Consider the following 19,552-nt stretch of genomic DNA (forward strand, 5'->3'; position numbering starts at 1 on the left):
GAATAAAAGGAAAGTAAATACTTTTAAATCAAGCGATTGCTTTACTCATCTCCCACTCTTTTCTGCCAAGCCCTGCGTAAACATGCCTTTCACTGTGATAAGAGGACCGGACTAACGGGCCGCTTTCGACATAATCAAGGCCTAAAGAGTAGCCAATCTCCCGGTATTCAGCAAACTCGTCCGGGTGTACAAATCGTTGTACGGGTAAATGTTTGGCGGTTGGTTGCAGGTATTGACCGATGGTAATGACATCGCACCCGTTATCTTTGAGGTCCCTGATGGTTTGAATTACTTCTTCTTTTTTCTCCCCGAGGCCAAGCATGATCCCACTTTTAGTTCTTCTGCCACCCTCTTTGAGAATTCTTATTACCTCCATGCTCCTCCAATATTTTGCCTGGATGCGAACCTGGCGAGTCAGCCTTTCTACCGTTTCGATATTGTGCGAAACGACTTCGGGTGCTGCCTCGATAATTCGGTCGATATCTTCTTTTTTTCCTTTAAAGTCAGGAATCAGGGTTTCAAGTGTCGTTTCGGGATTGAGAGCTTTGACAGCACGAATAGTATTTTGCCAGATAATAGACCCACCGTCTTTTAATTCATCTCTATCAACTGAGGTAATAACGGCATGTTTCACCTTCATTAAGTGGATGGCCTCGGCCACTCGCTGGGGTTCATCCCAATCAACTGCTTCTGGCCGCCCTGTCGCTACAGCACAAAAACCGCAGCTCCTGGTGCATACGTTGCCAAGGATCATAAAAGTTGCGGTACCTGCCCCCCAGCATTCACCCATGTTAGGACAATTACCACTCTCACAAATGGTATGAAGTTTATGCGTGTCTACGAGATTGCGAACATGTTTATAGCTTTCGCCGATGGGAAGTTTTACACGAAGCCAATCTGGCTTTTTCACCCGGGTAGCTTTTTCATCATTTATCGCAACAACTGGAAGTTCTGTCATTTAGCAAAAATACGAGGAATCGGGAAGATAACTATTTAGCGGGTTTAGATCATTTTCGGCGGCCAAAAAGTATGGCTACATAACCCTGGAAAAACATTCGTTTGTCTTCCTGCAACGCCATAATAGGGATTTTGGAGGCGTAAGCTTCCAGGCTCATGCCGATTTCTAAAGCTGACACGGTCTCATTATATCGTCCGTAATCAAACCGCATGGCAACTTTAGCAAAGGCTCCCGGTTTTATTTTCATCTCTCCCCAACCCTTACCAAATCCACCACCAGAGACGATGGCACTTTGATCAAGAAATAATGCACTGTCCTCGGTGGTATATTTGATAGCTCTTTCTTCTCCACCCTCGCTGACATTTAAATAATAGGGTCGCAATAATCCAATTGCAAGCCCCGCATTATAAATTCCGGTTACTGCAACACCATTCTTATTTCCTTTTTGGCCAAAAATATACTGTTGTCCAAAACCGAGAGTCGCCTGGTAGAAATTGTTGATTTTTCCATAGATGTAGGGATTGCCAAATATGAAATTTTGGCCAAGCCCCTTTTCTTCTTTGCTATTCTTAATTTCTGTAATGTCGAGACGGTAGATATTGGTCTTGCGGTTGCTTTTCATCTTGCCAAGTTCATAGAAAGCACCGTACCCATTTGTTCGCAATTGAATACCAAAAATGCTTTGCTTTTGGTAAACTAAAACCCCCTCCTCCGCTTGTCGGACCATCTCGTTTATCCTCTGACGTTTCGCTTCTTTTCTTTCTCTTTTTTGTTCCCTGTTGGTTTGCGCAAAAGAGGCAACACCAATAAGGGCAATAATGATGGTCAGGCTGAGTTTCTTCACAAATCGTCTGTTTATATTAGTAACGTAAATTTAGGGCAAAAATTGAAATGACCTCCGTTGTAGTTTAAAACGGCGAGATAAAATCTATCTGCACCCATCTACAATACGGATCAAACCTCGAAACGGATGCCCCTGTGAATAACAAAAGCAACGAATAAGCCCAGTCCCGACTAGCTCTGCAACCTATCACTATCAAAAGAAATTAAAACCGTTGCTGGTGGCTCCGATTTACCGGAAATTCACTACTGGCTTTGAAAACTATAAAAGTTCCCCCGGCGACCGAAAGCATTTTTCCCAAAACCAAATAACATAACATTTGTCGGCGGAATCCTTAGCAAACAATCTTTCCTGATCGTTAAGCCCAAAGGCAACTCATTCACTTCTTTAAGCACTTGATGCTTATATTCTTTTGAATATCATTTTTGCTGGTTAACATTTGCTTTTTAAGGTTAATCCACTTGATATGAATGTCCTTGTGATTGAGTACGAAAAAACAAAGGCTCAAAAAATTAAAGATCTTCTTTCTCAAATCGATGATTCCATCCAGGTAATCGGTATAACAGATAACATGCAAACAGCGGCGGCATGGCTTGCAAAGAATAAAGAGCCGGATATCATTTTAGCGAATGAAGAAGTTGTTCCATTCATGCATTCAAAAAGATCACGGCACGTAAAGGCCGTTGTTACTTTTTCGACCATTTCTGAAGAGTATAATTTCGCTGCCTATAGATACAAAACGATGCGTCGTCTACTGAACGCAAACAATGAAAAAGTCAAGGCCACGGGAACCAATAAAAAATATCTTAACAGTATTGATAAGGATACTATTACTGGTTCTTTTAAAGAGCGATTCCTGGTAAAACAGGGACAACGCCTGTTATCCATTCCTGTCGGACAGGTTGCCTATTTCTTTTCGCAAGAACGGTTTATTTTTTTAAAGACTTTTGATAATCAAAAATTTTTGGTGGAATACCGTATTGAGCAATTAGAAAAACTTCTTTCACCAGATACTTTCTTCCGCATCAACAGATCGCATATTATCTCTCTGCCTACGGTGAAGGAGATACATGCTTATTTTGGCAACCGCTTAAAACTTTACCTGTCACCTGCAGCGGATAAGGAAATTATTGTAAGCAGGAAAAGAGTACACGATTTTAAAGAGTGGCTTGATAAATAATTAAAGACTTCCTGGCAATAGTTATTTCATGCAGATTTTTTTGCACTTCATGCATGAATTGGGTTAGTTACTGCAGCCTTGCTTGACCGGGCCTGTCGCAATGTATAGTTTAGAATTGTAAACATCCAATTGCACGGATCACATTAAGGCTCTTAAACCCACAATTTTTAGTAGCAAAGATTGCGGCATTGCTTTTTCGTGATTGAACCCTAAAAGTCACCCTATGTACAAAGCCAGCTTTCTGTTTCTTTTTTTCCTTTTCACAAAACCATTTTTTCTTTCTGCCCAGTGCCTGACCGCATTACCACCGCCTGCTTGTGATGGCACAGAGCCGCTGTTGACGGACAACGAGACACTCAATACCGGCAATACAAAATGGTATTATGGAGCTACCGTCATGATGAATAGCCTTACTTTAAACGGGGGCACGTTGGTAGTATGCGGCGATCTTTCTATTACTCAATTTTACATGAATAGCGGGACTATTTATGTAAGACCCGGAGCCAGGCTAGTCATTACTTCGGGGATTGGCGCCGGCTTGGTTTTGAGAGGAAATTCTTACATCTACAATTATGGTACTTGTGAAATTCAAAGAAACTTATCCCTGGATAATGGCGCAACTTCAGTAAATCCTAACCTGGTTATCAATGCGACGCCGTCATCGGTTTTCAAAATGTCAAATCAATATTTTGTGATCAATAACCCTTACTCGTGGTTTGTCAATAATGGCAATGCGGAGTTCTGGGGAATTATAACGGATCCCCAAGCTGCGACTGGCTCCGTTTGTATGGGTAATGGAAGCAACACCAGAATGGCTGTATTGATAAATAAAGTCATAGACACCTATACTGTTCCCTCTGGCAATGCCTGTTTGCAGGTATACCAATTTTCGCAGTTTTATAATAGGTTGACCAATAGCTCCGGTTTATATGCTTGTCTTGGAGCCAGTCATAGTTCTGACGCAAGTTGTATTCCGTGGGGATGCCAGCCTAATAACTGGGGAGCTGCGCAGGTTTTTTCCAATTGCAATAACTGTAATGGATTCTTCGTCTTGCCGGTACAGTTTAAGTCATTTAACACAGTTGCCACCGTTGATGGCAATAAGCTGAACTGGCAATTAGCCGCCGCTGCACCAGTAGGAATATTTGTTGTAAAACGATCGGCCAATGGAGTTAACTATCACATTATCGATAGTGTGACAGGTGGCAATTCAAATGCAACATCATTTTCTTTTATTGACAAAACACCTTTACCAGGAAATAATTACTATATGATCACCTATATAGATCCAACAACCGGCAGAACTTTTTATAGTAAAGCCGCGAAAATCCAAAACAGAAGTCACTCACAAATTACGGTTCATCCAATACCTTTTGACAATATTTTTTTTATCACGTATGCTGCTGGGATGTGTCCTGAAAAGATAATACTAACAGATATGGCTGGACGAAATATTAGCATAACAAAATCGCGGCTGGATACTGCTAATCAATTAAAAATATCAGTGCTGGATCATATTGAGTCTGGTGTTTATATTATTCACATGATGACCAAAACAAACCATTTTGCCCAGACAATCTTTAAACAATAAATGTTAACCATTCTTATGCCGGCTGTTTAAGAATTGCATTGCCGGTAGCGCAGCTAAGACATTTATGTTTAGAACAGTATTCATTCTTTAGTTCAATCAGTGCCTGGGAATCCCAGGCATTTTTATTTTCAACGTTCAACTTCTCAAAGCCTTTTGTAATGACGTTCTTTTCCGGTGAAACCTGTTCAAGACAATGCAGGGCTTTTTCTTTATATTTATTTTCATTGTGATAGCTACCATACGCGAAAAGTATCGGCGTTACCGTATTGATGATTATATTATCGACCATGGACACCCCGGTTTTTTTCTTTCTGAAAGAAGATGCTTCATCAAACTGGTAATGATAATGCCAATAATCATTTGCAGTTACATCAAATAATTCCCGGATTTCTTTTGCAGATTCAGTCTCCTTAATTTTTGAAAACAAATGCGATGATTGGTGTACAAGCATCGCCAGTTGAGCCAGGCGAATGACAGGAAAATTTCCCGGTCTCATGCGCAAAGAATATAAAGAGATATGAATGGGCTCAAGATTGTATTTTGATTTCAGGAATTTATATTCCCTTTTTAAAAGAGCGGGATAATCATCTTCAAAATTTTTGTCTAAAAGACCCGTTTGTCCCATCAACAACGCTTCAACCTGGTGAATTTGATTTTTATGTTTTGCCAGTATGTTTAATGAGAGTGACCTTGCCATTGCTTCAAATGCTTCGGCATTTACTTTCATTCCAAAGTTTTTTGCAAGCATCCACCAAAAAACTTCCTCCCAATGAGAGTTATTTTGCTGAAGATAATTTTCTGCAATAGCGGCTTTTCTTAATAAACGTTCCGCCAATAGCCTTTCTTTCCAGCTGTTCCAGGTAATATCCCGAACAAGATGTATGCTTTTTTCGCATGGTATAAACGCCGGTGAATGCATCAGCTCCTCGTACCGGTCCAGCAATACCTTTGCCACCCGGTTTTTGAGTTCCAGCACAGGAATAGTATTTACTTCTTCAGGTGAGTGGCCAGGGCTATCATCGTCCCAAACTACATGCAGGACAACGCTATCATAGTTCTTATCACGTTCATGCTTATGCTTTCGCCAATCGGATGTTTTAATATGGAGTTCTATCGTGCCAGCCCAGGTAGTATTGCCAATAACAATCTTTGCATTGGTGAAATCAGGTCCCTGGTTATTATTATACTGCCCGGGCAAGATTATTTGCAATCTTTCGCCCTCTGCAGTGATTAGTTCTGCCTTATTAAAGTATTGGAACCGCCAGATGAATTGTAGTAAACGTTCGGTGACAGGCAAGGTTTAATGGTTTTGACTTCCTTAAGTTATGAAACCATTTCAATTTGAACAACTCATCCGCCAAACTTAACGGCTTAAAATTTTTGCAATTCCCGGACCACCCTGCTTACCGGTAGTCCCATGACGTTGTAAAAATCCCCTTCTACAGATTTAATACCTACAACACCAATCCACTCCTGGATTGCGTAAGCGCCGGCCTTATCGTATGGCTTATACTTATCTACATAAAATTCGATTTGCCCATCTGATAGTTCATGAAAATAAACATCTGTTGTATCGGCAAATGCAATTTCCTTTTGCTCCTGCCGGATAACTACTCCTGTTATCACGGCATGTTTATGACCGGAAAGATCACGAAGAATCGATATAGCTTCTTCCCTGCTTTTGGGTTTCCCGATAATACGGTCATTTAATACCACGATTGTATCTGCAGCCAGGATAACAGAATCAGCCGCTACGATCGACTGAACGGCTATTGCTTTGTTTCGGGCTATATGCACCGCTACAGCCTCAGTGGCTAAACCATTTGGATATGACTCATCTGTTTCCTTCACTACAATTTCAAAAGGCACTTCGGCCCATTCGAGCAATTGTTTTCTTCTGGGCGACTGTGATGCAAGAATTATCCTGGAGTTCATAAGTAGAAATAAAAAAAGACCATGGAAAGTATACCGGTAAGCATTGCTCTTTTGGTAAGGCTACTAAGTTTATGATAGTCGGCGGTGGAAGATGCCTTAAACAATTTTAAAAAAATTAATGTCAGTGGCAATATGATAAATAATATACAATACGCCACAGCCCACCACCATCTGAATTGCAGCACATATACCTGGATTACCACCAGGATGGCAAGCAATATTATCATCCAAACGGCAACATAGACTTTCGTTGCATTTACTCCCCATACTATAGGCATGGTACGGCAACCATAGCGGGCATCACCCGGCATATCTTCTATATCTTTTATCGCTTCCCTGATCAATGATATGATGAAAGCAAAACCGGCGTATAAAAATGCAAAGCGAAACAATTTTGGCTGCCCCGGGTGATCTGTCGTAAAAGCATCTGCTATTGAAACCTTGGAAAAAAATATTAAAAGGATAGTCCAGCCTGCTAAAAGAGAGATGATAATATTTCCAATCAGCAGCTTCTGTTTGAACGTGGTAGAATATAACCACAATAAGATCACGCAAAGAATATTCCCTGCCAGTAAATACCACTTTTCAAACACCGGTAATGCAAGCGCTGTAGCCACTATACCGGCGCTGCTGAGGATAAAATGCCAGGCTATGGCCCAACGCCTGCTGATCACTTTATCAACTACCATTTTCTCCGGCTTATTCACTTCGTCAATATTGATATCAAAATAGTCGTTGATAATATAACCGGCTGCAGCAATGACCAATGAGGCAATCACCAATAAAATAAAATTGCGGGTGTCATGTGGGGGTATGTTTCCTTCATAGAGCGGGTAATAAATGCAAACCTGAAAGAGCACCTGGGTCAGTGCAATAAACACAAGATTTTGCAGGCGGATCATTTTAAAAAATGCTGCGATCAATCTCATGAATTATTTTTTGGAAAGATACATAACAACTGCGAACCACTCTTTACCTGGAAGCAAGGTCATCAATATGCTGCCAGTTATTTTGTGCTTTTAATACTTTTTCAATAACGTCCCTGACACAGCCCCTGCCGCCGAATGCTGGTGAAATATATTTTGCCGCATCCCTTACTTCCTGTACAGCATCAGAGGGGCAGACTGGCAAACCAACTAATTTCATCGCTGGCAGATCTGGGATATCATCGCCCATATATAAAACCTGCCCTGCACTTAAGCTGTGGTTGGCAATATAATGACTGATAAAAGTTCTTTTATCGCCAATACCCATAAAGACATCTGTAATACCTAATTTATGCAGCCTGTCCGTAACCGGCGACGCTGCGGCACCCGACAGCACCAACAAACGGTATTTTTTTTTGACAGCAAGCTGAAGGGCATATCCATCTTTAATACTCATTCGCCGGGCCTGCAAGCCATTTTCCAAAACCAACACTGTACCGTCGGTCAACACGCCGTCAACGTCAAAAATAAAAGTGGTAATATTTTCAAAAAGATCAGTAGCGTTCATCTTTTACGTCAGGATAGTTATTATCTTTTTAAAGACAGTTAACAATAATCAAACTTTATTTTTTGGCGCCGTTTTATGTTTGAACCGGTACCAGGATGTCAATATCATCTTCGCCTTCCAATAACAACGATTGACAGCCCAGTCTTGAATCTGCCTTGGCATTTTCTACTCTTTTTAGATAATTCTCCTCTCTCCTGTTCATCTTTTCAAAATATTTCATGCCATTTTCAGCGTTCCAATTCTTGCGCAAATCTAAAACTAACCGCATACATCTATTTCCCTTCAGGCTGCAAATGTATTGTAAAAACAATATGGCCTTTGATCAAAATAGTTCATAAAAGGTTATTCTTAATTGCATCTACTGCCTGGTCTCCTGGATACTTTCTGTAAGCAAGCGGTAAATCTTTTGAAGTTGCGGATGCTTCGCAAGCAGTTCCAGGTGTTTTTGAATAGTATCCTGGTCATGCCGGACAGCTGGCCCTGTCATTGCAGCAGCAGGTGATATTGTCTTCAAACGTTTTACAGTTTCTTCTATCAGAGGTAGCAGTTGGTGAAAATCCAAACCCTCGCTTTGACAATATCTTTCCGCCAAAACATAAAGATGATTGGTGAAATTATTTACAATAACCGCTGCTACGTGTAATTTCAACCTGTCTTCGCTCGCCGCGAGACCTGGCTTCTCAAACGAAATTGATTCGGCGAGACGTTGCAAAGTTTTTGTCGCCTTGTCATCACTTCCTTCGAAAAATATGGGGATATCCGGCAGACCTGCTATTTCTTTTCGCAGACTTTGCAGGGGATAAAAAACGCCATAATGTTTGGAAACATGTTGCAATACATCTTTAGATACAGAGCCTGCCGTATGTGCAACTACTTTACCGGGTAGTTTTAAATCACTGACTACTTCCTGCAGCGCATTATCAGAAACAGCTATGATGTATACATCAGCATTTTTTGCAACCAGGCTCATATAATTAGCCGACTCGGTGTCCCACTCATAAGCAAGCTGGCTGGCAGCACTTGCATTGCGGCTAACGATTTGTACGATCTTATGTTTTGCTGAGATGAATTTTCGTCCTAATACTGCTGCTGTATTTCCTGATCCGATTATTGCGATATCCATGCCGATGCCTCCGCTGCTTGTTTTAGCAAATGATTAAATAGATTTGTAGGCTATAACCCGGGTCAATCGTTTATCAACAATTTGTTTATGAAATTTACACAAAGAGTAGCCCTTCGTTATATCCGGACAAAATTCAAACTTCTTTCTTCCATCTCCAAAAAGAAAGCTGCTGAGAACGCATTCGAACTTTTTTGCACCCCGCAATCCAGGCATGTTAAAGAATTGCCGGCTGTTTTTAAAGAAGGAGAAAAGTTGCAATTCAAATTTCAACAGTTTTCCATTGTGGGATATCGTTGGAATAAAGGCGCCAGCCGAACAGCTTTGATCGCCCACGGGTTTGAATCTTCGGCGGTTAATTTTGACCGATATGTAAATGCCCTGGTTAAAAAAGGATATGAAGTATTGGCATTTGATGCCCCGGCACATGGAAAAAGTACCGGCAAACAAATAAACGCCATTATCTACCGGGATTTTATCAAATATATTCACCAGAAATATGGCCCGATACAAACTTTCATTGCCCATTCTTTTGGCGGTCTGGCAGTGATGATGGCTTTAGCCGAAATAAAACATGACGCCAACTACCGGGTTATATTGATCGCTCCTGCTTCGGAAACGAGTACGGCATTGGATCATTTTTTTAAATTTATACATATCAATGATGGAGCCGTAAGGGACGAGTTTGAAAAAATAATTGTGAAGATGAGCGGCCAGCAGGTATCCTGGTTTTCTATCAGGCGAACATTGCAAAAAATAAAAGCAAAGATTTTGTGGCTACACGATGAGGACGATAAAATCACTCCATTAAAAGATGTGTACCCGATCAAAAAGGAATCGCATCCCAATATCCGGTTTGTTATTACAAAAGGGCTTGGACATAGACGCATCTATCGGGATTCACAGGTAACCAAAACCATTACAGATTTTGTTTGATGTGTGTCAATCATCGGATGAGTGACTACCGTAAATAATGACCGCTTGCATTATTTAAATCCGTATGACCATTCCATACGTAACTTTCCTATTGATTTACCGGGCTCAACCAACCACCTATTTTGTTCACACTGCATGAGGTTAATTTTCTTAATATTGATTTTTGTTGCAGGCAGTAGTACCTGTCAAAAGAAGAATAATGAGACCATGCCTTCAGTTCCTGTAATTCCGACTTCTCCGCCGACGGAAAAAAAATATTCTTACCTGGCATTAGGGGACTCTTATACTATTGGAGAAAGTGTGCCGGCCGCCAATAATTTTCCGAATCAAACAATAAGCCTGCTGAATAATGGTCAAACGAGTTTCCAACCAGCCAGGATTATTGCCAGAACAGGCTGGACAACGGATGAGTTGGAAGCCGGCATCGTGTCGGCAAACGTCGCTGATCCGCTGCTCTCTTCCTATGATTTTGTTTCATTATTAATTGGTGTAAATAACCAATATCGCGGCCGGTCGGTTGAAGATTATAAACCACAATTTGAAGCTTTGCTTAAAAAAGCCATTCAGTTTGCTGGCGACAAGGCCGACCATGTCATCGTTTTATCGATTCCGGACTGGGGAGTTACTCCGTTTGCACAAGGAAGAGATAGAAATCAAATTGCCCGGGAAATTGATGCTTATAATACTGCCAATAAATCAATTGCCCAACAATACCGGGTCTATTATGTTGATATTACACCGGGCACACGGGAAGCTGCTACTGATACTACATTGCTCGCAGGGGATGGTCTCCACCCTTCGGCTAAAGAGTACGCAAAATGGGCCAAAGCCGTAGCTGAGATAATAAAATCAGAATTATAGATTTTTTGTAATGAGCGGGTCCCACGAAAATTTATTTTAAAAATCATTTACAATGAATTAACGGTCGTTCTGTATTGCCTGAAATTCTTAGCTGATAAGCGTTTGGGACGTGCAAGAGGGCGACGCAACAGGCGATGCACAATGCTGCGAAAGCTGGTTTCCAGAAAAAATTATTATTCTTGTTCTAACTTGCGGCCGCCGGACAGCGGTTTTTTTGATTTTTGAAGCCCTTGTTTTTGGTGTTGTAGCATATATATAATAATGGAGTGATTATGGCGAAAAACCTGTTAATAGTAGAGAGCCCTGCGAAAGCAAAAACGATTGAAAAAATCCTGGGAAGTGATTTCCAGGTAAAAAGCTGTTTTGGTCATATACGTGATCTTGAAAAAGCGGGAATGGGCATTGACCTGGAAAAAAATTTCGAACCACGCTATAAAGTTTCCGAGGACAAAGAAAAAGTGGTGAAAGAATTAAAGACGCTGGCTGGCAAGTCGAACGAAGTTTGGCTCGCCACGGATGAGGACCGTGAAGGTGAAGCCATCAGCTGGCATTTATGCGAAGTATTAGGTCTTGATCCAAATAAAACAAAGCGGATTGTTTTCCATGAGATTACCAAGCCGGCGATAAAACAAGCCGTAGCGAATCCACGCAGATTGGACATGAACCTGGTGAATGCGCAACAAGCCCGCAGGATACTCGATCGTATTGTAGGATTTGAACTTAGTCCCGTACTATGGCGCAAAATGAGTATGCGCAATAACCTGAGTGCGGGGCGGGTGCAAAGCGTAGCTGTACGTTTGATTGCGGAAAGAGAAAGAGAGATCAACGCCTTTGTTCCTACCAGCACGTTTAAAATAGAGGGGCTTTTTACTGCACATGATCTTTCTGATAAGCCAGTAACATTTGTGGTTGAGGGAAAAAAACAAAATACGGCGGACGATGCAGAAGCTTTTCTGAAAAGCTGCGTCGGTGCTGAGTATAAAGTCAACGATATACAGGTGAAGCCAGGCAAACGTTCTCCTGCCCCGCCTTTTACCACTTCTACATTGCAGCAGGAAGCCTCGAGAAAGCTAGGCTACGGTGTAAGCCGAACCATGCTGATCGCTCAAAAACTGTATGAGAACGGGTATATCAGCTATATGCGTACCGATAGTGTGAACCTGAGTGATACGGCTTTGGGTGACATTACCAAGAATGTAAAATCCATGTACGGTGAAAAATATCACCAGTTCAGGAAGTATAAAAACAAAAATGAAAGTGCACAGGAGGCCCACGAAGCGATCCGCCCTACCTACATGAGCAATACTACCGTGGAAGAGGCCGATTGGAAACGATTGTATGAGCTGATCTGGAAACGAACAATGGCCAGCCAAATGGCTGATGCAGAATTGGAGAAAACCATTGCAAAAATTTCTATTTCAACCAATAAAGAGGAATTAACCGCATCAGGAGAAGTATTGAAGTTTGATGGTTTTCTAAAAGTATATCGTGAGGACAGGGATGATGATGATAATGAAGACGATCCTTCGGCAGGCTCAGGACAGGAAGGTATGTTGCCACCATTACAAGTTGGCCAGTCACTGCCTTTAAAAGAAATGAAAGCAACTGAACGTTTCAGCAGACCGCTACCCCGCTATACGGAAGCATCGTTAGTAAAGAAATTAGAAGAGTTGGGTATTGGTCGTCCTTCCACTTATGCACCCACTATCTCTACGGTATTAAAAAGAGGTTATGTTGAAAAAAGGGACAAGGAAGGGATTCGCCGGGAGTATCGTGTTTTGAAACTGAAAAAAGATAACGTCAGTAAGGAGATTGAACACGAAAATACGGGAGCAGAGAAATCAAAACTTTTCCCTTCCGATCTTGGGTTGGTAGTGACCGACTTTTTGAAACAGTATTTTGATGATATCATGGACTATGGATTCACTGCCCGCATCGAGGAAGAGTTTGATGAGGTAGCTGAAGGAAAGATGAAGTGGAATGAAATGCTGAAGGATTTCTATAAACCTTTTAAAAAAGATGTAGAAAAAACAATTGAAACAGCCGAGCGGATAAAAGGGGAAAGAGAATTAGGCACCGATCCTGAAAGCGGTAAACCTGTTGTTGCCCGGATGGGACGTTACGGCCCAATGGTACAAATAGGCCATGCGGATGATGAGGAAAAACCCCGCTTTGCCAAAATACCCACCGGCCAGAGCATTGAGACTATTACATACGACGAGGCCATGGACCTGTTCAAGATACAGGGAACGCTGGGACAACACGAGGATAAAGACATTTCAGTGAACGTGGGGCGTTTTGGTCCGTATGTAAAGTGGGGCGACGATTTTATTTCAATACCAAGAGGAACAGACCTGGCAACTGTTGACATCGACCGGGCTATTGAATTAATCGAAGAAAAGAAAAAAGCAGATGCCCCGGTGGCAATGTACGATGGAAAACCGGTCACAAAAGGAAAAGGCAGGTTTGGACCTTTCATCAAGTGGGAAGGAATGTTTATTAACGTGCCCCGTCGTTATGACTTTGATAACCTGAAACAAGCTGACATCAATGAGCTGATCGATGCTAAAGTAAAAAAGGAAGCCAACCGGTTTATACAACAATGGCCGGACGAAAAAATCGCTTTGGAAAATGGTCGCTGGGGACCTTTTATCCGCTTTGGTAAAAAGATGGTGAAGATGGGACGCAAAGCAGATGAAAGTAAATACACAGCGGAAGAAGCTGCAGCACTTAGCCTTGATGATGTCAAAAAAATGATTGAAACGGAAATACCGGGTGCTTTTGCAAAAAAAGAAAAGAAACCGGCAGCGAAGAACGCTGCTGCTAAAAAAGCAGCTTCGAAGAAGGCGGCGAAGAAAAAAAAGTAATGGTTTTTTGAAAATTATTCTGCCAAAAACTACTTACAGCTAACCCCCATAGGATTAACAAATATGAAAATTCACTTTGGTGTTTTGATCTTCCTGGCAATCTTAAGCCTGGTTGCTTGCAATAACATGGACGAAAAACCGGTTGGCCAAGCCAGCAAAGATTCGTTAACTGATTACGACACGATTGACCTTAGAGGTGCATCAGTAAAATCAGATGATTACTTTGAAAATCTTGAATCTACTTTGGATACATTGGCAGGCTGCTGGGCGGCAATCCGGGAAGGAAATATTACAATCTCCTTCTCGAAAGATAGTACATTCGAATTTTACGACTATAATTCAAAATTAAAAGAAATCGAATTACTCACCGGCCGATATGAATTAAATAAAAATATACTTACTCTTTTTTATCAAGACAGGCCAAAACAAAGATTTACGTTCAAAAGAGATCCCGAAAGTAATAATGAGTACCGCATTACAAATACAGCGGGGTATTATTTTGTGAAAAGTAATTGTCAATAGATCCATTTTGGGATTGCAAACAAAATCTGATAAAAAGTTTTTCAGCAAATGATAAAGCTGTAACTTAACACACATCTATCAATCCTCCCGGTTTAATACTTCGAATTAGTAGCCAATCCTCCCGACAACCTCTACCCCGTCAAAATCTACGGTCCTGAAGTGTTTCATTTGTTAACTGTTTTAAAACAAATTATTATGAAACAAACTCACAGAGGCGTACAGCTATCACTTGCTGCCATTCGCCGGGCGTCCCTCATTCTTTTTGTTTTCCTGCTATTTCATTTCAAAATTGTTTATGCACAGGAAGGACAGGCTGTGTATACCAGTGTCATGTTTTTTAAAGTAAACCCGGGAAAAAATGACCAGTTCTTAAAACAAATGAGAGAAGTAAACAGTAAGGTACAGCAGGAACGATGCAAAAGCGGCCATTGGCTTGCGTGGTATTTTTACCGGGTATTAATGCCTACGGGTAGTGAAACTGAATATGACTATGCAACTGTTAGTATCACCAATAAATTTAAAAATCTCTTCGAAGATCCCTATCCTTTTGATAGCGCCCTGCACAAAGCATTTGCCGGCCGTGACGAAAAATTCTTCGATGATTTTTATACGCAGTCAAGGGAAAACCGCACATTCGTTAAACGCCAAATCTATGGCGCCATTGGCTTTGCTGATTCCGCGGCCTTGCAGAAATCTCCGCCCAATCAATACATTGAACTGGCATTTATGAAATCAAAACCAAACCGGGAAAATCAATATGTCAAAATGGAAATGGATACTTTCCGGCTCATCCATAAAGAACGAATCAAATTAAATGCGATGAGTCAATGGGGTTTTTATTCACTTTGGATGCCGTACAATACCAGTACTCCTTACAATTTCGTTTGTGCCAATTTTTATGACAATCTCGATATGATGGTGGATGGCAAATATCCTGAAGCGCTGAAAAAAGTTTTTCCCAAAGTAAGCGTTGATAAGCTATTTTCGTCCATTGACAAGAACAGGGAAATGGTCATGTCAGAACTTTGGAAACTGGTATTGTACCAGCAAGCCTCTCAATAAAGTTCTGTGTAGTATTTTAATAATAGCAAAGCCCCGTAAATGCGGGGCTTTTTTGGGTTTGTTTTCACAGGTATAAATAAAGTATGGAATATTGTATAGAAACCTTTTTCCTGATGAGTTCTTTGAATAAACCAATTAAATAGTTCGCGGTACGAGAGAAGCTTCATGAGTACACCGTGCGGTGGAAGGTGGATGAAGGCTGGACTACAAGTGGGTTGTATAAAAGCCTCAGAAAACGAACCAAAAATGTATTTTGTGGATAAAATTTTCGGATTCTAAATCGTTCGCAATACCTGCAACATGAAACGTCCATATAAAGTTTTGGAAACATGGAGGGGATTGATAGGGCGTTCCATCCCGAAGCCAGTTCGGGACAGGTACCAGCCAAAATCAATAAAAAATATACGGATGAAATATCCCTTTTATCTTATTACGGTTTTGGCCCTGTTGTTATCGGCTAATACCTGTAAAAAAAATGTGCCGGATAAGGATACCAACCGGAAGTTTTATCGATGGGGACAGTTTTGCATGGGGGTCGATCTTTCGTATGTGAACCAGGTGGAAGATTATGGCGGCATATACCGGGATTCCGGGAAAATGAAGGACCCATTTAAGCTTTTAAAAGATCGGGGTGCTAATACGGTGAGAGTGAGATTGTGGCATGATCCGAAATGGGTGGCTGACCTTAACAACGGAAAAAACTATAATGACCTCAACGGCGTAGAAAAAACAATACGGCGGGCCAAAGAAAACGGAATGGCCGTCAATCTCGACATCCATTATTCTGATCGCTGGGCTGATCCGGCTCACCAGGAAACTCCGGCAGCCTGGAAAGGCCTTCCAATTGAAACGCTGAAAGATTCGGTTTACAACTATACACTCTTTGTTTTAAACTATCTGAAAGATAAAAATCTTGTTCCCGAAATGGTACAGGTAGGCAACGAAACAAATAACGGCATGCTTTGGCCGGTTGGGAAAACGGACAACAATAATTTTAAAAATTTTGCTGCTTTGCTTAATAGCGGGATCAAAGCTGTAAGAGATTTTTCCCGTCATTCCCCTATTCAGCCAAAGATCATATTGCACGTAGCCCAACTACAAAATGCGGAGTATTGGGCCAATAACCTTACTATAAATGCCGTGACTGATTTTGACATCCTGGGGCTTTCCCACTATGCAAAATGGTCAACAATCCAAACAATGGATGAGGTAGAAAAAAATATCAGGGCATTGAAAACGAAATATGGCAAACAGGTAATGGTGGTAGAAACAGCCTACCCGTGGTCAGGAGATAATGCCGATAGTTATAACAACATCATCTCGGCGAATGACAAAGCTGCAGGATACAATATTTCTCCGGAGGAGCAATACCGATATATGAAGGACCTTGTGCAGGCAATCATCAACGGGGGAGGAACCGGGATCATGTATTGGGAGCCGGCCTGGATAAGTTCCAATCTGAATGACGGTTGGGGAAAGGGTTCATCCTGGGAAAACAATGCTTTTTTTGATTTTAAAGGAAATGCATTGCCGGTTGTTGAATATATGTCTTACCCTTATGTGGGCTTATAATTGAATATTTTGATGGCAATGACGATTTTTATGAGTGGCGTTAATTTTGCATTGACTAAAGGTTGTTATTAATGCTAATAGCCCCACAGGACATTTGAAGAGTATGAAGATTTTTATTATCATCATAAACCTTCTTCACCCCTGTGGAAAAGTTTAACTATTAATTTTCATCGGCAATAGAGACCTTGTGCAGTAAACGGCGATGGATACAAATAATGAGATAACAGCACTGCTTCAATTGTTGGATGACCCCGACCAGGAGGTTTTTGATGTTGTATCGGAAAAGATCGTCGACTATGGCAAACCCATCATTCCCAACCTGGAACATTTGTGGGAAACAACCCCCGAGGAACATACGCAGGAAAGAATTGAATTATTAATACATCGGTTACACTTTAAAGATCTTACCGAGGACTTTCGGCAGTGGAATATTTCCGGGCATCACGATTTAATGCTAGGCGCATTGCTGGTGGCCAAGTTTCAATATCCTGATCTTTCTACTACACCAGTGCTGCAGGAAATCGAAAAGATCCGCCGCAATATCTGGCTTGAATTAAATAATTACCTGACGCCGCTGGAACAGGTAAATATTGTAACAAGTATTCTTTACAGCTATTATGGGCTGAAGGGAAGTGAAACAAATTACACCGAGCCTAATGAATTTTTGCTCCATAAAACATTGGAAGCAAAAAGAGGCAATCAAATCAGTAATGGTATCCTTTATCTTCTTCTCTGCGAATTACTGGATATACCGGTGAGGGCAATTCATTTACCCAAACAATTTGTGATCGCCTATTTCAAACCCGGTTATTCTGAAGAAAATCTCCCTGACCCGTTACATAAAGTTGAGTTCTTTATCGATCCAACATCTGGCCAGGTTTTTACGCACCAGGATGTTGAAAGCTATCTTAAACGAATATCTGTTCACCCGGTAGACGCCTATTTCAAACCCCAAATGAACAAGCAGGTCATCATTCAATTATTGGAAGAGTTTGCTAAATGCTTCGATAACGAAAAGGAATTCTATAAACAAAAAGAACTATTGGAGCTGGCATCGCTTTTGGATTAACTATTGCTGTCGATACGAAGAACAGAAATTGACCATACGCCGCGCAGTTTTCAATGATATACTGTATCTTTCGCCCCATTGTTTCCTGAAATTGTATTTACATGCAAGATGATATTTTTAAACGGCCAAAAGAGGCAGAAGATTTTAAGTTTGGCAACAACGTAGTCCAGGTATTTGACGATATGGTGACCCGGTCAGTTCCTTTTTACCTGGAGATGCAAAGGATGATGACCGAAATAGCTGCTGATTTCGCTGTCCCTGGCACCCGCATTTACGATCTCGGCTGTTCTACCGGTACTACATTGATCAATCTTGATAAGGTAATGCCACCTGATATCGACTTTATCGGCCTCGATAACAGCGAAGAAATGCTGGCAAAGTGCCGGACCAATTTTGAATCTAATGGAGTGAAAAGAAATTTTGAGTTACAGTATGCCGACCTCAACAAAGGAGTTACTATTGAAAACGCCTCAGTAGTGATCATGTGTCTCACCTTGCAGTTCATACGACCTTTATACCGCGAAAAATTGGTAGAAGAAATTCACCGGCAAATGAATGATAATGGTTGCTTTATTTTAATCGAAAAAGTGCTGGGTGAAGATTCGCTTTTCAACCGCCAGTTTATTAAATACTATTATGATTTCAAAAGAAGAAATCATTACAATGACATGGAAATTGCGCAGAAGCGGGAGGCACTTGAAAATGTGCTGATCCCCTATAAGCTGATGGAAAACCGCGAGCTGCTTTTTAATAAAGGATTCCGCCATGTCGAAACATTTTTTAAATGGTATAACTTCTGCGGCATGATCGCCGTAAAATAGAAATTCAACAACAATGGTTAAGCTCGGTAACTTACTTTTTCACAACCGCAACTGGTTGTTCCCGCTTTTTTATTTAATTCTTTTTATTCCCTCACCTGAAGTTTTTAGTGACCCTGTAACTGCTATGGCGATCGGATTTACTATAACGCTAATCGGCCAGTTGATTCGCATCATCACCATCGGCCTGGTATATATTATCCGCGGTGGAAAAAATCGCCGGGTGCATGCAGAGACATTAGTGACAACCGGCATTTTTTCGCATTGCCGCAATCCCTTGTATGTAGGCAATATCCTTATTCTCGCAGGTCTGGGCGTTGCTTCTAACTCGCTAATTTTTATGGCTATTGCCACACCGCTTTTTTTATTCTTTTACCAGGCCATTGTATTAGCCGAAGAAAATTTTCTGCGAAATAAATTTGGCCAGGATTTCGACGATTATTGCAGCAGGGTGAATCGATGGATACCCAATCTTTCTGGTATTGGAAAAACAATGGCCAGCATGGAATTCAAATGGAAGCGGGTTGTGATCAGGGAATACACGTCCACTTATATTTGGATGTCAGGAGCCGTACTAATTGTAGCAAAACATTTTTACAATCATGATGACCGCTTCGACTTCCAGGGAAATGTCAGAACATTTATTATGTTACTTGTGCTTCTGCTCTTTCTCTACTTGCTTGTACGGTACATGAAAAAATCAAAAAAGATCGTGAGTGACTAAAT

General features: G+C 41.2%; 19 protein-coding genes. 11 read left to right on the top strand and 8 right to left on the bottom strand.

Annotated features, from left to right (window positions below; genetic code table 11):
* Window positions 1-28: 28 nt before the first annotated feature.
* Both lipA and P2W73_RS11305 read right to left on the bottom strand, forming a co-directional pair.
* Window positions 29-958, bottom strand: coding sequence for a lipoyl synthase (gene lipA / locus P2W73_RS11300; protein WP_276502147.1), 930 nt, complete (start codon window positions 956-958; stop codon window positions 29-31).
* A gap of 49 nt (window positions 959-1,007) precedes the next feature.
* Window positions 1,008-1,802, bottom strand: a complete 795-nt coding sequence (locus P2W73_RS11305) for a hypothetical protein (RefSeq protein WP_276502148.1) — start codon at window positions 1,800-1,802, stop codon at window positions 1,008-1,010.
* A 463-nt stretch (window positions 1,803-2,265) separates the two neighbouring features.
* On the opposite strand from P2W73_RS11305, the gene P2W73_RS11310 reads away from it, so the two are divergent.
* Both P2W73_RS11310 and P2W73_RS11315 read left to right on the top strand, forming a co-directional pair.
* Window positions 2,266-2,979: a LytR/AlgR family response regulator transcription factor gene (locus P2W73_RS11310; RefSeq protein ID WP_276502149.1), complete on the top strand. Its 714-nt coding sequence runs from the start codon at window positions 2,266-2,268 to the stop codon at window positions 2,977-2,979.
* Between the two features lie 223 nt (window positions 2,980-3,202).
* Window positions 3,203-4,570: a T9SS type A sorting domain-containing protein gene (locus P2W73_RS11315; RefSeq protein WP_276502150.1), complete on the top strand. Its 1,368-nt coding sequence runs from the start codon at window positions 3,203-3,205 to the stop codon at window positions 4,568-4,570.
* Window positions 4,571-4,583: 13 nt separating this feature from the next.
* On the opposite strand, the gene P2W73_RS11320 is transcribed toward P2W73_RS11315, so the two are convergent.
* From P2W73_RS11320 to P2W73_RS11345, 6 genes are all read right to left on the bottom strand, one after another.
* Window positions 4,584-5,867, bottom strand: coding sequence for a DUF2851 family protein (locus P2W73_RS11320; protein WP_276502151.1), 1,284 nt, complete (start codon window positions 5,865-5,867; stop codon window positions 4,584-4,586).
* A 74-nt stretch (window positions 5,868-5,941) separates the two neighbouring features.
* The gene (locus tag P2W73_RS11325) at window positions 5,942-6,505 is read right to left on the bottom strand and encodes a Maf family nucleotide pyrophosphatase (RefSeq protein ID WP_276502152.1); all 564 of its coding nucleotides are present in this window, start codon (window positions 6,503-6,505) and stop codon (window positions 5,942-5,944) included.
* Complete coding sequence (locus P2W73_RS11330; RefSeq protein ID WP_276502153.1) at window positions 6,502-7,434, bottom strand: geranylgeranylglycerol-phosphate geranylgeranyltransferase; 933 nt, start codon at window positions 7,432-7,434, stop codon at window positions 6,502-6,504. The genes P2W73_RS11325 and P2W73_RS11330 overlap by 4 nt, the downstream gene beginning before the upstream one ends.
* Before the next feature lie 43 nt (window positions 7,435-7,477).
* Complete coding sequence (locus P2W73_RS11335; protein WP_276502154.1) at window positions 7,478-7,999, bottom strand: KdsC family phosphatase; 522 nt, start codon at window positions 7,997-7,999, stop codon at window positions 7,478-7,480.
* A 73-nt stretch (window positions 8,000-8,072) separates the two neighbouring features.
* Window positions 8,073-8,267, bottom strand: coding sequence for a hypothetical protein (locus P2W73_RS11340; protein ID WP_276502155.1), 195 nt, complete (start codon window positions 8,265-8,267; stop codon window positions 8,073-8,075).
* 90 nt (window positions 8,268-8,357) lie between these two features.
* A complete protein-coding gene (locus P2W73_RS11345; RefSeq protein ID WP_276502156.1) occupies window positions 8,358-9,122 on the bottom strand; it encodes a Rossmann-like and DUF2520 domain-containing protein in 765 nt (254 codons plus the stop codon).
* An 87-nt stretch (window positions 9,123-9,209) separates the two neighbouring features.
* Between P2W73_RS11345 and P2W73_RS11350 the strand changes: the two genes are divergently transcribed.
* The 9 genes from P2W73_RS11350 (at window position 9,210) to P2W73_RS11390 (ending at window position 19,550) form a co-directional block, all read left to right on the top strand.
* The gene (locus tag P2W73_RS11350; protein WP_276502157.1) at window positions 9,210-10,055 is read left to right on the top strand and encodes an alpha/beta hydrolase; all 846 of its coding nucleotides are present in this window, start codon (window positions 9,210-9,212) and stop codon (window positions 10,053-10,055) included.
* A gap of 207 nt (window positions 10,056-10,262) precedes the next feature.
* Window positions 10,263-10,916 (top strand): SGNH/GDSL hydrolase family protein, encoded by a 654-nt coding sequence (locus P2W73_RS11355; protein ID WP_276502158.1) that lies wholly within the window; start codon window positions 10,263-10,265, stop codon window positions 10,914-10,916.
* Between the two features lie 272 nt (window positions 10,917-11,188).
* A complete protein-coding gene (gene topA, locus P2W73_RS11360; RefSeq protein WP_276502159.1) occupies window positions 11,189-13,783 on the top strand; it encodes a type I DNA topoisomerase in 2,595 nt (864 codons plus the stop codon).
* A 63-nt stretch (window positions 13,784-13,846) separates the two neighbouring features.
* Window positions 13,847-14,305 carry a hypothetical protein gene (locus tag P2W73_RS11365; RefSeq protein WP_276502160.1) on the top strand — a complete coding sequence of 153 codons (459 nt, stop codon included), beginning with the start codon at window positions 13,847-13,849 and terminating at the stop codon, window positions 14,303-14,305.
* A 195-nt stretch (window positions 14,306-14,500) separates the two neighbouring features.
* Complete coding sequence (locus P2W73_RS11370; RefSeq protein ID WP_276502161.1) at window positions 14,501-15,367, top strand: hypothetical protein; 867 nt, start codon at window positions 14,501-14,503, stop codon at window positions 15,365-15,367.
* Window positions 15,368-15,775: 408 nt separating this feature from the next.
* On the top strand, window positions 15,776-16,939 hold the full coding sequence (locus P2W73_RS11375) for a glycoside hydrolase family 53 protein (RefSeq protein ID WP_276502162.1): 1,164 nt from the start codon (window positions 15,776-15,778) through the stop codon (window positions 16,937-16,939).
* Window positions 16,940-17,141: 202 nt separating this feature from the next.
* Window positions 17,142-18,008 (top strand): transglutaminase family protein, encoded by an 867-nt coding sequence (locus tag P2W73_RS11380; RefSeq protein WP_276502163.1) that lies wholly within the window; start codon window positions 17,142-17,144, stop codon window positions 18,006-18,008.
* A gap of 101 nt (window positions 18,009-18,109) precedes the next feature.
* Window positions 18,110-18,829: a carboxy-S-adenosyl-L-methionine synthase CmoA gene (cmoA, locus tag P2W73_RS11385; RefSeq protein ID WP_276502164.1), complete on the top strand. Its 720-nt coding sequence runs from the start codon at window positions 18,110-18,112 to the stop codon at window positions 18,827-18,829.
* Window positions 18,830-18,842: 13 nt separating this feature from the next.
* Window positions 18,843-19,550, top strand: coding sequence for a methyltransferase family protein (locus P2W73_RS11390; RefSeq protein ID WP_276502165.1), 708 nt, complete (start codon window positions 18,843-18,845; stop codon window positions 19,548-19,550).
* The last annotated feature ends 2 nt before the right edge of the window (window positions 19,551-19,552 follow it).

Source organism: Terrimonas pollutisoli (assembly GCF_029360765.1).
Classification (GTDB): domain Bacteria; phylum Bacteroidota; class Bacteroidia; order Chitinophagales; family Chitinophagaceae; genus Terrimonas_B; species Terrimonas_B pollutisoli.